This is a genomic window from Pseudomonas onubensis (assembly GCF_965653655.1).
Classification (GTDB): domain Bacteria; phylum Pseudomonadota; class Gammaproteobacteria; order Pseudomonadales; family Pseudomonadaceae; genus Aquipseudomonas.
In genome coordinates this window covers 10,544-24,491 of record NZ_CBFHAZ010000037.1, presented here as the reverse complement: position 1 = coordinate 24,491, position 13,948 = coordinate 10,544, and the positions used below count along the sequence as shown (strand labels likewise).

The following is a 13,948-nucleotide window of genomic DNA, read 5'->3' as shown; positions in this document are numbered from 1 at the left end:
TTGCTCGCGAATGCGGTGGATCAGTCACAAATACATTAACTGACACACCGTATTCGCGAGCAAGCCCGCTCCCACACTGTCCGCGAATGATCAGGACACTTTGTTATGCCCACTGCCCTCCATCGCTACTTTCTGGCCTTGCTGCTGTGGCTGCCCTTTGCCGCACACGCCAGCGACGCCGAAGACTTCATCAACGCCAACCCGATGCAACAAGCCAAGCTGCTCCAGGACTGGGCCGCCCAGCCCGACCCGGCGCGCATCGAGCTGGTGGACGCGTTGCAACAAGGCCAACTTAACGTCAACGGCGAAACCAAGACCGTGCGCCTGAACAACCGTCTGCGCGGCCTGATCGACAACGTACAAGCCAGCCAGCAACTGCTTGCCGCCGACCCCAAAGTGCGCCTCGCCGCGGCGCAAACCCTGCAGAAAAGCGCACAACCTGCGCAGCTCAAATTCCTCGACCAGCAAGTAGCCGCCGAGACCAACGAGGCCGTGCACACCGCACTGAGCCTGGCCCTGGCCAACCTGCAACTGGTCGACCCCGACCCGCTCATTCGTCTCGCCGCCGTGCGCCTGTTGGGCGGCACCGGCGATCCGCTGGCGCGCACACGCCTTGAGGCGCTGCTGGCGCCCGGCGTCGAAACCGATGCCGCCGTGCACACCGCCGCCGAGACCAGCCTGGCCCAGGTCAAACGCAAATTGATGTTTGGCGAGATTCTCGGCCAGGCCTTCAGCGGCATGTCTTTGGGATCGATCCTGCTGCTCGCGGCCTTGGGCCTGGCGATCACCTTCGGCCTGCTCGGCGTGATCAACATGGCCCACGGCGAGATGCTGATGCTCGGCGCTTACTCCACTTATGTGGTGCAACTGATGATGCAGCGCTACGTGCCGGCGGCCATCGAGTTCTATCCGCTGGTTGCGCTGCCGGTGGCGTTTTTTGTCACGGCGGCCATCGGCATGGCACTGGAGCGCACGGTGATTCGCCACCTCTACGGGCGGCCGCTGGAAACCCTGCTGGCCACCTGGGGCATCAGCTTGATGCTGATCCAGCTGGTGCGCCTGGTGTTCGGTGCGCAGAACGTTGAAGTGGCCAACCCCGAATGGTTGTCCGGCGGCATTCAAGTGCTGCCCAACCTGGTGCTGCCATACAACCGCATCGTGATCATCGCCTTCGCGCTGTGCGTGGTGGTACTGACCTGGCTGCTGCTGAACAAGACGCGCCTGGGCCTCAACGTGCGCGCCGTCACCCAGAACCGCAACATGGCCGCGTGCTGCGGCGTGCCCACCGGGCGTGTGGACATGCTCGCCTTTGGCCTTGGCTCCGGCATCGCAGGTCTTGGTGGTGTAGCGCTGAGCCAGATCGGCAACGTCGGCCCGGACCTGGGCCAGAGCTACATCATCGACTCGTTCCTGGTGGTGGTGCTCGGCGGCGTCGGCCAGTTGGCCGGCAGCGTGATGGCGGCTTTCGGGCTGGGCATCGCCAATAAAATCCTCGAGCCGCAGATCGGCGCCGTACTCGGCAAGATCCTGATCCTCGCGCTGATCATTCTGTTTATCCAGAAACGCCCGCAAGGACTCTTCGCACTGAAAGGACGGGTGATCGATTGATGAACCAGCCATTGATGCTTACAGCCGCGCAAAAGGTCGGCCCAAAAGTCACGATAGCGGTGGGCGCGGTCATTTTGATCCTGCTGCTGGCGCTGCCGTTATGCTCGCTGTTGTCGCCGGAAAATCCGTTTTATGTCTCGGCCTACACCCTGACGCTGGTGGGCAAGATCCTCTGCTACGCCATCGTCGCTCTCGCGCTGGATCTGGTGTGGGGTTACGCAGGGATGTTGTCCCTCGGCCATGGATTGTTCTTTGCCCTCGGCGGTTACGCGATGGGCATGTACCTGATGCGCCAGGCCTCCGGCGATGAATTGCCGGCGTTCATGACCTTTTTGTCGTGGACCGAATTGCCGTGGTATTGGGTCGGCACCGAGCACTTCCTCTGGGCCATGTGCCTGGTGGTGCTGGCACCAGGTTTACTGGCGCTGGTATTCGGGTTCTTCGCCTTTCGTTCACGGATCAAGGGCGTGTATTTCTCGATCATGACCCAGGCGCTGACCTTTGCCGGGATGCTGCTGTTTTTCCGCAACGAAACCGGGTTTGGCGGCAACAACGGCTTCACTAACTTTCGCAGCATTCTGGGCTTTGGCATCACTGAGCCGGGCACGCGGGCGGTGCTGTTTGTCGCCACCGTACTGTTGCTGGTCGCCAGCTTGTACACCGGCTGGCGCCTTGCACAGAGCAAGTTCGGCCGCGTGCTCACAGCGTTGCGTGACGCCGAGAACCGCTTGATGTTCTGCGGCTACGACCCGCGTGGCTTCAAGCTGTTTGTGTGGGTGTTGAGTGCGGTGCTGTGTGGTTTGGCCGGCGCGTTATATGTACCGCAAGTGGGCATCATCAATCCCAGCGAAATGTCGCCGACCAACTCCATCGAAGCCGCCGTGTGGGTAGCCCTGGGCGGGCGCGGCACCTTGATCGGGCCGTTGCTGGGCGCGGGGGTGGTCAATGGCATGAAGAGCTGGTTCACCGTAGCCTTCCCGGAATACTGGCTGTTCTTCCTTGGGGCGCTGTTCATCATCGTCACGCTGTACCTGCCCAAGGGCATCATCGGCCTGCTGAAGAAATGAGGAACGTCATGCTGGAACCTATTTTCGATGCGGGCAGCGGCCGCGATGCCATCGGTATCGGCCAGGCCGCCGGCAAGGGCCTGAACACCCGCCACGGCACCATCCTGACCCTGGAAGACATCAGCGTCAGCTTCGATGGCTTCAAGGCGCTCAATGACTTGAACCTGTACATCGGCGTCGGCGAACTGCGCTGCATCATCGGCCCCAACGGCGCGGGTAAAACCACGCTGATGGACGTGATCACCGGCAAGACCCGCCCCAGCCATGGCAAGGCCTGGTTCGGCGAAACCCTGGACTTGACCAGCATGAGCGAAGTGCAGATCGCCCAGGCCGGCATTGGCCGCAAGTTCCAGAAGCCCACGGTATTCGAAGCCCTGAGCGTGTTCGAAAACCTGGAGCTGGCGCAAAAGACTGACAAGTCGGTATGGGCCAGCCTGCGCGCACGCTTGAGCGGTGAGCAGAAAGACCGCATCGAGGAAGTGCTCGATACCATCCGCCTGACCGCCTCGGCACAGCGCCCGGCGGGGTTGTTGTCCCACGGGCAGAAGCAGTTCCTGGAAATCGGCATGCTGCTGATGCAAGACCCGCAACTGCTGCTATTGGACGAACCGGTGGCGGGCATGACCGACGCCGAAACCGAGTTCACCGCCGAACTGTTCAAGCGCCTGGCGGGCAAGCATTCGCTGATGGTGGTGGAACACGACATGGGGTTTGTCGGCGCGATTGCCGATCACGTGACTGTGTTGCACCAGGGCAGCGTGCTGGCCGAAGGGTCGCTTGCGCAGGTGCAGGAAAACGAGCGTGTTATCGAGGTTTACCTCGGTCGCTAAACCGGACACGGGCTGCTTTATGTGGGAGCGGGCGTGCTCGCGAATGCGGTGGATCAGTCACAAATGCATTAACTGACACACCGTATTCGCGAGCAAGCCCGCTCCCACAGGGGATTTGAGGAGTATTCGAGAATGCTGCAAGTCGACAAGCTGCACCAGTACTACGGCGGTAGCCACATCCTGCGCGGGCTCTCATTCGACGTGAAGATTGGCGAAGTCACCTGTCTGCTTGGCCGTAACGGCGTGGGCAAGACCACCTTGCTCAAATGCCTGATGGGTCTGTTACCGGCCAAAGAAGGTGCGGTGAACTGGGAAGGCAAGGCCATCACCGGGTTCAAACCGCACCAGCGCGTACACGCCGGTATCGCCTATGTGCCCCAGGGCCGGGAGATTTTCGGACGGCTGACGGTGGAAGAAAACCTGCTGATGGGCCTCTCGCGCTTCCCTGGCTCTGAAGCCAAGGAAGTCCCGGCGTTTATCTATGAACTGTTCCCGGTGCTGCTGCAGATGAAGCACCGGCGCGGCGGCGATTTGTCCGGTGGCCAACAGCAGCAATTGGCGATAGGCCGCGCGCTGGCCAGCCGCCCGCGCCTGTTGATTCTCGATGAGCCCACCGAGGGCATCCAGCCGTCGGTAATCAAGGAGATTGGTGCGGTGATCAAGAAGCTCGCGGCACGCGGCGATATGGCGATCCTTTTGGTCGAGCAGTTCTACGACTTTGCCGCCGAGCTGGCCGACCAATACCTGGTGATGTCACGCGGTGAAATCGTGCAGCAGGGCCGCGGTGAAAATATGGACAGCGAGGGTGTGCGCGGGCTGGTTACGATTTAATCTGTAGCGTCCTGACGATAAGCCTGAACATATGAACCTGCCCGTTACCCCTGCCCTGTTCACCCCCCGCTGGCATGCCGAGCTGGAGCTTGGCTATGCGCGTTTCGGCGACACCACGCGCCCGGTAATGCGCCGCCACCTCGGCCCGCTGCGGGTGCAAAAACACCTGTACGCCGAAGGCCCCGAGGTGTGCCAGCACATCATCGTGCACCCGCCGGGCGGGATTGCCGGCGGCGACCGCCTGGACATCAGCGCCCACGTCGGCGCAGGCGCCTGGGCGCAATTGACCAGCCCCGGTGCGGCCAAGTGGTATCGCGCCAGCGGCCCGGCCTATCAAACACTCGACCTCAGCGTAGAAGCCGGTGCGACTCTGGAATGGCTGCCGCAGGAAACCATCGTGTTCAGCGCCGCCCAGGCCGAACTCAGCACGCGCATTGATCTACAAGGCGATGCCCGGCTGTTTTACTGGGACGTGATCGCCCTGGGCCGCCCGGCCAGTGGCGAGCGTTTCGACCTGGGCCACTTTCAATCGCGCCTGGATATTCGCCGCGACGGCCAGTTGCTCTGGCACGAGCGCCAGCGCATTGTAGGCGCCGACGGTTTGCTCGACTCGCCCATCGGGCTGGACGGGCAACCGGTGTTTGCGACGTTGCTGCTGACCGGCGATATAGACCCTGAATTGCTTGAACAATGCCGCTCACTGCCCCACGCGGTGCGCGGCGATTTGACCCAGTTGCCTGGGCTGCTGGTGGCGCGTTGTTTGGCCAGTGAAGCACTGCTGGCGCGAGGATGGTTGGTTGATCTATGGCGATTGCTGCGCCCGGCGGTACTGGGCCGGGAAGCGGTATCACCGAGAATCTGGAGCACATGAAGATCAAAATGTGGGAGCGGGCTTGCTCGCGAAGGCGGCTTGTCAGTCAATGCATCTTTAACTGATCCACCGCATTCGCGAGCAAGCCCGCTCCCACAGGGGATCTGCAGTGTTTTTACGAATGTATTTCACGACGGACTGAACCATGGATTTGACCCCACGGGAAAAAGACAAGCTGTTGATCTTCACCGCCGGCCTGGTGGCCGAGCGCCGCTTGGCGCGTGGCGTGAAGCTTAACTATCCGGAAACCATCGCCTATATCTCCGCAGCGCTGATGGAAGGCGCCCGCGATGGCCGCACCGTGGCCGAGCTGATGCACTTGGGCACCACCTTGCTCAGCCGCGAGCAAGTGATGGAAGGCATCCCGGAAATGATCCCGGATATCCAGGTGGAAGCCACCTTCCCCGATGGCACCAAGCTGGTGACTGTCCACCAGCCAATCGCGTGAGGCCCGGCCATGATTCGTGATGCTACCGAGCAAGACCTGCCGGCGATCCGCGACATCTACAACGATGCGGTGCTCAACACCACGGCAATCTGGAACGAGCAACCGGTGGACCTGGCCAACCGCCAGGCCTGGTTCAGTGCACGCCAGGTGCAGCAGTACCCGATTCTGGTGGCGGTGGAAAACGATGAAGTCACCGGCTACGCCTCGTTCGGCGACTGGCGCCCGTTCGAAGGTTTTCGCTACAGCGTTGAGCACTCGGTTTACGTGCGCAATGACCAACGCGGCAAAGGCCTCGGCCCGCGCCTGATGCAAGCTTTGATCGAGCGCGCCAAAACCTGTGGCAAGCATGTGATGGTCGCGGCCATTGAAAGCGGCAACCAGGCGTCTATCCGCCTGCATGAGCGCCTGGGTTTCATCAGCACCGGGCACATGCCGCAAGTGGGCATCAAGTTCGGCCGCTGGCTGGACCTGACCTTTATGCAACTGACATTGAACCCGGGCGCCGAACCGCCCAAGGAGTGAGATCGATGAGCGCTACGCAACTGCGTCGAGTCAATGCTGAAAGTTTTGCCCATTACCGCCTGGGTTTGATTGAGCTGTTGCTGGACGCGGTGAAGCACGGCGCTTCAGTCGGTTTTATGGCCGACTTCGATGACGCCCAGGCCCGCACCTATTTGAGCGGCGTGCAGGCGAGTATCGAAGAAGGCAGCCTGCTGCTGTGGGTGGTGGTGCGCGACGAACAAGTCATTGCCAGCGTGCAACTGGCGCTGTGCCTGAAAACCAACGGCCTGAACCGCGCCGAAGTGCAAAAGCTGCTGGTACACAGCAGCGCGCGGCGTCATGGCCTGGGCCAACAGTTGATGAACACCCTGGAACTCGCCGCACGCCAGCACAAGCGCGGCCTGCTGTACCTGGACACCGAGGCCGGCTCCGGTGCCGAAGCCTTCTACCAGTCGCTGCGCTACACCAAGATCGGTGAGCTGCCCAACTACTGCCAAAGCCCGGACGGGCGCTACACCCCGACCGCCATCTACTTCAAGACCCTGGGGCAACCTGCATGATTCCTGGTGAATATCAGATCCAGCCTGGCGACATCGAACTCAACGTCGGCCGGCGCACCGTCACCCTCAGCGTGGCCAACAGCGGCGACCGGCCGATCCAGGTGGGCTCGCATTACCATTTTTTTGAAACCAATGACGCGCTGACCTTTGACCGCGCTGCCAGCCGTGGCATGCGCCTGAATATTCCGGCGGGCACGGCAGTGCGGTTTGAGCCGGGGCAGAGCCGCGAAATCGAATTGGTGGATTTGAGTGGCAGGCGGCGGGTGTTCGGGTTTGCCGGACGGATCATGGGCGACCTCGACTGATCGTTCCCACGCTCCGCGTGGGAACGCCGCCTGGGACGCTCCGCGTCCCGCCCTTAAAGTCGTGACGCAGAGCGTCACCGGATGCAGTCCCACGCAGAGCGTGGGAACGATCAAGGAATACGCACATGAAGATTTCCAGACAAGCCTACGCCGACATGTACGGCCCCACCGTCGGTGACAAGGTCCGCCTGGCCGACACCGACCTGTTCGTCGAAGTCGAACAGGACTTCACCGTCTACGGCGAAGAAGTCAAATTCGGCGGTGGCAAGGTGATCCGCGACGGCCAGGGCCAAAGCCAATTGCTCGCCCATGAAGTGGTCGACACCTTGATCACCAACGCGCTGATCATCGACCACTGGGGCATCGTCAAGGCCGACGTCGGCCTTAAAAACGGCCGCATTCACGCGATCGGCAAGGCCGGCAACCCGGATATCCAGCCCGGCGTAACCATGGCCATCGGCGCCAGCACCGAAGTGATCGCCGGTGAAGGCATGATCCTCACCGCCGGCGGCATCGACAGCCACGTGCATTTCATTTGCCCGCAGCAGATCGAAGAGGCGCTGACCAGCGGCGTCACCACCATGATCGGCGGTGGCACCGGCCCGGCCACCGGCACCAACGCCACCACCTGCACCTCCGGCCCGTGGCACTTGGCGCGCATGCTGCAGGCCAGCGACTCGTTCCCGATGAACATCGGGTTTACCGGCAAGGGCAACGCCAGTTTGCCCGACCCCTTGATCGAGCAGGTCAAGGCCGGCGCCATCGGTTTGAAGCTGCATGAAGACTGGGGCACCACACCCGCCAGCATCGACAACTGCCTGAACGTGGCCGACCAATACGACGTGCAGGTGGCGATTCACAGCGACACCCTTAACGAATCCGGTTTCGTCGAAACCACCCTGGCCGCGCTCAAAGGCCGCACCATCCACACCTACCACACCGAAGGCGCCGGTGGCGGCCACGCGCCGGATATCATCAAGGCGTGCGGCTTTGCCAACGTACTGCCCAGCTCCACCAACCCAACGCGGCCGTTCACACGCAACACCATCGACGAGCACTTGGACATGTTGATGGTCTGCCACCACCTGGACCCGAGCATCGCCGAAGACGTGGCCTTCGCCGAAAGCCGCATCCGCCGCGAGACCATTGCCGCCGAAGATATCCTGCACGACTTGGGCGCGTTCTCGATGATCAGCTCCGACAGCCAAGCCATGGGCCGCGTCGGCGAGGTGATCACGCGTACCTGGCAGACCGCCGACAAAATGAAAAAACAACGCGGCCCGTTGCCCGGCGACGGCCCCGGCAACGACAACTTCCGCGCCAAACGCTACATCGCCAAGTACACCATCAACCCGGCAATCACCCATGGCGTCAGCCATATCGTCGGCTCGATTGAAGTGGGCAAGTGGGCCGATCTGGTGCTGTGGCGCCCGGCGTTCTTCGGCATCAAACCGACCTTGATCCTCAAGGGCGGCGCCATTGCATCCAGCCTGATGGGGGATGCCAACGCGTCGATCCCCACACCGCAGCCGGTGCACTACCGCCCCATGTTCGCCAGCTTCGGCAGCTCATTGCACGCCACCAGCCTGACGTTTATCAGCCAGGCGGCCCAGGACGCCGGGTTGCCCGAGGCCCTGGGTTTGAAAAAGCAGATTGCAGTGGTCAAAGGCTGCCGCGACGTGCAGAAAACCGACCTGATCCACAACGACTACCTGCCCCACATCGACGTCGACCCACAGACCTACCAGGTCAAGGCCGACGGCGAGTTGCTGTGGTGCGAGCCGGCCGACGTGTTGCCGATGGCCCAGCGCTATTTTCTGTTTTAACGAGTGGCCCAGCCTGCACGCTCGATGGCTTGCCGGGTCAGCGACGTGAACAGGGCTTTTTCGTCAGCGGCAAGCAGTTCCAGGCCCGCGTGATACTCGGCGTCACTCATCGTGGGTGTCGGGCCGGAGGCTGCATCCGTCAACGCTTCGTCCCTGGCCCGCAGGGTGCTGAACGCCTGCGGGTCGGATTGACGTAAAAAGTCTTTCCAAAAAGGCTGGTCCAGAAGCCGTGATGTGATCAACGCCCCGGCCTCCTGCGCCAGCACCTGCGTATAAGCCGCCTCGATCATCTGGGGTGTCACATCGGGCTCGATAAACCGCATGTTCCTCGACTGCCAAGGCAACTCCAGGCGCTCGGCCAAACGGGTGGGGTAGATAAAATGGATCTCTACCTCGTCAATTGTCCTTATGGGGTTTCCCTGGGCATCGCGCTGAGGAACCAAGGCACCCTGCGCATCGTAGCGGGGGAACCGGCGCCCTTGAGCATAAAGCGCACTGATCCGATCCTTGGCGATCTTGCCCAGTGCATCCAGGCGCGATTTGCCGCGGGCCAACGTCAACAGTTGGCGCTCTATCGCGGCCGGCGTGCCCAGCCCATGGGCCTGCCAAACCAGCACTTCCAGGCCCATGGCATTGAATAACTGCGCGCCGGCGTCCACACAGGAGGTGGGCGCTGCGGCCATTTCGAACAGCCTCTTGCGTAGTGCGCTGTCAGACGCGGCCGCCTCGACCATTTGCCAAACCTTGCCTGTCAGCTGCGCCCTCACCGCCTCATCCGGCGCCAGCGCATCGGCGGAATCCGCCAATTTGAGCAGTTCGTTAAAAAACGGCTCGGCGCCCGGCTCGTATTCCAGGCTGTTCCATACACCCTGCTTGGCCAGCCACTCATCATCACTCAAGCCAGCGCGCCAATGAATGTTGTCCTGGATACCGCGCGGTGGCGCAACCCTATCAAGGTCCATGCCCACTGAGGCTCGATGGGCCCTGTACAGTTGTAAATTCTGCTCACTGATAAACTCGGGCGTCTGGCTGATTTGTGTGCGCGCCACGGTATGCGCTTGAGCTGAACCGGGTGCGACGGCCGGAACCTGCTGCAGCGGGTTATGGCTCAGGTCGAGGAAGAACGTGGTATCTCGCGGCTGCTCGAACACCCCTGTCGGCCAGGCAGTAAGCCCGGTATCGGCCAGCCTGAGGATATTGAGGTACGGCATCTGACTGATATCGGGGGACATCTCCAGCGGGTTGCCCTCCAGCGCCAGGTAATTGAGGTGCGTCAACCCACGCAAGGCGCTCACCGCTGCGGGTTCCAGTTCGATCAGGTTATCGGACAGGTCCAGCTCGTTCAGGCGTGTCATCCGGGCAATCGGTTCAGGCAGGCTGACCAGGCGGTTATTGCTCAGGTCCAGCCGCCGCAGGCGCGGGAAGTGCAGCAAAAAATTGTCGATGCCCAGTGCACTCAGGCCCGTACCCGACAAATCAATGTTGGAGACATGATCGAAGTTGGCGGTCAGCGGCGGCAATTGCGCCAACTGATCGTGCAGGTCCTCACCGGCAAAATCGAGGAACTGCCCCTGGGACTCACCGGTCACCGTCAGGTCCGGCTCGCCTGTACGCTGCCAGGCTTGCTTGAGTGCTCTGACAATCGACAACCGTGCATGGCGGCGTGCGGTGAACTCGGGGGTGGTGCGTTCCGCTGGCGTTGCCTCGTCGACCTGCGCCCGCTGCCAGTCTTGCAGGGTGTCATTCAAGTGGGTGTATTCACGCTTCAGGCCGCGAAGCACCCTGCCGGCAAGCGTGCCATGGGCATCGATGAACGCGCTGACCTCTTGAGGTAAAAAGGTCGGATACAGTTCACGGATTCGCGGTTCAAGCGCCTGGCGCCAAATCGTGGGCTGGCCATGGTCGCTCAAGGGATAACCGATTCGTTCACCGGACAGGCGCATCGGCGTCTTGAAGAACGGCCGCTTGCCCGGCTGCATTTTGAGCACCTGACGCAATTGTTCCCGGGGCAGTGCATGCTCGATGATCCTGGTTTTCAATGCCGCGCCTTGCTTGATATGCGGCAGCCCCAAAGCCTGCCGGTGGCGGTCGGTCAAGGCGTGCTGGAGCGAGGCGTAGAGGTCGTCGATGCCGTGCAGGTGTTCATCACGCACATTGCGCGCCTGGTAGCGCCCGTCGCCCATCCGCACCAGTACCTTGCGCTCCGCCGCGTCCGGTGGGCCGAAGCTGGCTCGCAACTCACCTTCGAGCCGGCCTTCGCGCACTTCCAGGCGCAGGTTGTCGGTCCAGCCCGGCAGACGTGACACGCTATTGAGTACCAGGGCTTCGGTGTCCAGGCTGGCGACGGCGTCCAGGTGCAAGCCTTCATAGGCGAGGGTCAGGCGCATCTGTTGTTGGGCCAGTCGGGCTTTTTGTGCAATGCGCAGCGGAATGCGACTGGCGTTGAGCATGACGTCTCGCTCGGCCGGCGTAGCGTCGGCCAGCAGTTCGCGCGCCATGATCGTGGGCAAACGCTTGAAGTCACGCTGCAGCAACATGATCGCGGCGTCCGACGGCGGCTGCTGTTCCACGTAGATACTGCTCATCAGCCGCGACCTGGCAGCGATGGCGTGCTGTTCCAGCTGTGACTGCAAGGCCTCGGTGCGCGCCTCGGGCGTGCGGGCGGTGTAACGGCCCACCAGCTCATCCAGCTGGGTTTCGTTCAACGACTCAATAACGCGTTTGGGCAATTGGCCGTTCATCAAATCGGTGCGGTTGATGCGCACGGTATCCGAGGCGACCGCCTGGCTGTTGCCGTACTTGATCGACGGCCCACTCAACTCATCGCCCGCAAACGCTTCTATCGCCTTGTTGGCCGGCCACCCCGGCAGCTCGACCAGCAAGGAGGCGGCATAGCTGCACAACTCGCTGCTGAGTGAACCGGCACGGATGCCTTCGGCCACTCTCACCGCGTCGCCATACGCCCGGAACTGGCGCAAGGTGTCGAGCAGAATAGCGGGCACCGGCTCACCCTCCACGTGCACCCGGCGTAATACGTCCTCACTCACATCCGCCGTGCGTCGAACCTGTTCCAGCTCGACATCGCTGAAACCTTCCGTTACCGGGCCCAAGCGCCGCATCAGCGTTGCACCTTCCCATGTCAGCGGGCGCTCCAGTTCGTGGTTCCACAGGCCACTGCCGTTGCTTGTCAGCTTGGGTTGATAGGCATCCGGGCGCGTGGGATGGGTGATGCGATATTCCTCGGTCACCGGATCTTGCTGCACGGCGTAGCGCTTGCCATTCACCGGCAAGATGGTTTTACCGTTCACGTTGTGCAGGCCCAGTTCGTCGGGCGACACGCCCTCGGGTATCGACGGGGTATGTTCGTAGCTGGTCAGTTCAGGCTTCCACAACCGTTGTTTGCCGCTCGGCACCGTCACCGGCCGAAGGTTGTCGACCACACTTGAAACCCTGACCTGGGGCAGCACTTTGGCCCCCGTGCCGATGAACGCAGCGTTCAAGGCCACGCTGGAAAAATGCGCCCACATCGACTTGATGTCGCCCTGCTCAAAGGACTCAAAGCCTTCGAAGACTTCAGAGGCCATCTGCGCCGCGCCTACGGCAAGCATGATCGGCCCAAGCCCGGGCACCATGAATGCCGCGAGGTTAAACACACTGAGCACCGCGTCCAGGTAGCTATCCAGCCGTGCCATGCGCGTCTCCCGGTCTTCGTCCGCGGTGGGTACCGCGACGGCACGGGCATCGGCAAAAATTTTGCGCACGTGCGCGTCGCGCATTTGCTCCCACAGGTCGCCGTCAATCGCCACATCGGCCAGCGGCAGCTTCACCGGGCGCGACTGGAGCGGATAGTCGGCTGCGCCGTTACCCCCGCCGGCAGGTTGATACAGGGTGTCAAAACGTTGAAAGAACGCCCCCTGCTCACGCTGCGGCACGAAGCGGCTGAAAAAACGTCGGTAGTCCCCACTGTGCAACCGGGCCCTCAGTGCCACCATGAAGTCGGCACTTGAAGCATATTCGGTCAGCGGCTGCTCAGGGTCATGGGGGATATACGCCACCAGGCGTTCGACGCGTTCGGCGCTGCTGCGTTCGGGGCCAATCAACAGAGGACCGACCAGCATACTGCCAAACAGGTTGAGCGCCGTCACCGTCACGGGTCGACCGTCCAGCGTGGCGCTGCGCGGGTCGGTCAGCAACTGTTGCAGCATGCGATAGGCGTCTGCACTGATACCGCCGGCAGTCTCGTCGCCGCCACCGCTGGTGAACTGGGCGGCGGCCACTTCACTGCACAGCACCAGTTGCTGGCGATACAACTCTTGCAGTTGCTGTTCAAGGGCCTCGCGCTTGACCTTATCCTCAGGCTGCACGATGGTTTTGAGATGGTCCTGATACTGCTTGCCCAGGTCCAGTGTGCGGCAGAGGCCGGCAAATTCATGCGGGGCAATGGCTACGGCCTGAGCGTTGAGGGCACTGAAGGTCGGCAGGATTTCGCCGTCATACGCGCCAAAGCGGGTAATCACCTCGCAATCGGCGCAGGCGCCAGGCTGCTCCTCTTCAAGGCTGAAGTTGGCCAAGGCCGCTTCCAGCACAGACATCCCCCGGTAGCGGTAACTCAGGGCCGGATCCTTCTGCTGATCGAAGACGAAAGCCCCATAAAAATCGTCGCGACCCTTGAATGCATATTTGCGCGCGAAGAACACCTGGCGCACATCCAGCTCCAGGTTGAACCGTTGCTTGATGGCGTCCTTGAGCGGCTGCTCGGCAAAGTCGAGTACATCCTGCACGCGCCCCAGTTCAGCCTCGATCCGGTTCAGGGTCTGGCGGTATTGAGTGTGCCTGTCTGCCAGCACGGCCTTGGATTGGGCCGAAGCATTCAAGTACCAGCCGGGCAGTTCCAGTTCATGGTCGGCGAGTTCTTGTTGGCGTTGTGGCGTGCCCTGGTTGAACCAGTCCGGCACGCGGTCTTTGAGGAAGTCGTAATGAACACCACGAAGGTCCGCATTCAACGAACCTTCAGTGGTAGAGGGAGAGACGGTATTGTCAGGCACGGCAAGGGTCCTTTTGCTGAAAAAATCCAGCCTATCGAACGCCACGCCGTTAAAAG

General features: G+C 61.8%; 11 protein-coding genes. 10 read left to right on the top strand and 1 reads right to left on the bottom strand.

Going from position 1 to position 13,948, the window contains the following annotated elements; genetic code table 11:
- The first annotated feature begins 105 nt into the window (after nt 1–105).
- The 10 genes from urtB to ureC all read left to right on the top strand — a co-directional run bounded on the left by urtB (nt 106) and on the right by ureC (nt 8,847).
- Nucleotides 106–1,608, top strand: a complete 1,503-nt coding sequence (gene urtB, locus ACTD9P_RS14500) for an urea ABC transporter permease subunit UrtB (RefSeq protein WP_438868191.1) — start codon at nt 106–108, stop codon at nt 1,606–1,608.
- A complete protein-coding gene (gene urtC / locus ACTD9P_RS14495; protein ID WP_438868190.1) occupies nt 1,608–2,675 on the top strand; it encodes an urea ABC transporter permease subunit UrtC in 1,068 nt (355 codons plus the stop codon). The genes urtB and urtC overlap by 1 nt, the downstream gene beginning before the upstream one ends.
- Complete coding sequence (gene urtD / locus ACTD9P_RS14490; RefSeq protein ID WP_178112708.1) at nt 2,672–3,505, top strand: urea ABC transporter ATP-binding protein UrtD; 834 nt, start codon at nt 2,672–2,674, stop codon at nt 3,503–3,505. Before urtC ends, urtD begins: the two co-directional genes overlap by 4 nt.
- Before the next feature lie 132 nt (nt 3,506–3,637).
- A complete protein-coding gene (gene urtE, locus ACTD9P_RS14485) occupies nt 3,638–4,336 on the top strand; it encodes an urea ABC transporter ATP-binding subunit UrtE (protein WP_438868189.1) in 699 nt (232 codons plus the stop codon).
- Between the two features lie 31 nt (nt 4,337–4,367).
- On the top strand, nt 4,368–5,207 hold the full coding sequence (locus ACTD9P_RS14480; protein WP_438868188.1) for an urease accessory protein UreD: 840 nt from the start codon (nt 4,368–4,370) through the stop codon (nt 5,205–5,207).
- A 145-nt stretch (nt 5,208–5,352) separates the two neighbouring features.
- Nucleotides 5,353–5,655, top strand: coding sequence for an urease subunit gamma (gene ureA, locus ACTD9P_RS14475; RefSeq protein WP_438868187.1), 303 nt, complete (start codon nt 5,353–5,355; stop codon nt 5,653–5,655).
- A 9-nt stretch (nt 5,656–5,664) separates the two neighbouring features.
- Nucleotides 5,665–6,177, top strand: coding sequence for a GNAT family N-acetyltransferase (locus ACTD9P_RS14470; protein WP_438868186.1), 513 nt, complete (start codon nt 5,665–5,667; stop codon nt 6,175–6,177).
- Between the two features lie 5 nt (nt 6,178–6,182).
- Nucleotides 6,183–6,716, top strand: coding sequence for a GNAT family N-acetyltransferase (locus ACTD9P_RS14465; protein ID WP_138817069.1), 534 nt, complete (start codon nt 6,183–6,185; stop codon nt 6,714–6,716).
- Nucleotides 6,713–7,021 carry an urease subunit beta gene (locus ACTD9P_RS14460; RefSeq protein ID WP_438868185.1) on the top strand — a complete coding sequence of 103 codons (309 nt, stop codon included), beginning with the start codon at nt 6,713–6,715 and terminating at the stop codon, nt 7,019–7,021. Before ACTD9P_RS14465 ends, ACTD9P_RS14460 begins: the two co-directional genes overlap by 4 nt.
- A gap of 125 nt (nt 7,022–7,146) precedes the next feature.
- Nucleotides 7,147–8,847 (top strand): urease subunit alpha, encoded by a 1,701-nt coding sequence (gene ureC / locus ACTD9P_RS14455; protein ID WP_438868184.1) that lies wholly within the window; start codon nt 7,147–7,149, stop codon nt 8,845–8,847.
- Here the strand turns inward: ureC and ACTD9P_RS14450 are convergent.
- Nucleotides 8,844–13,892, bottom strand: coding sequence for an NEL-type E3 ubiquitin ligase domain-containing protein (locus ACTD9P_RS14450; protein ID WP_438868183.1), 5,049 nt, complete (start codon nt 13,890–13,892; stop codon nt 8,844–8,846). The genes ureC and ACTD9P_RS14450 overlap by 4 nt on opposite strands.
- Nucleotides 13,893–13,948: the final 56 nt, after the last annotated feature.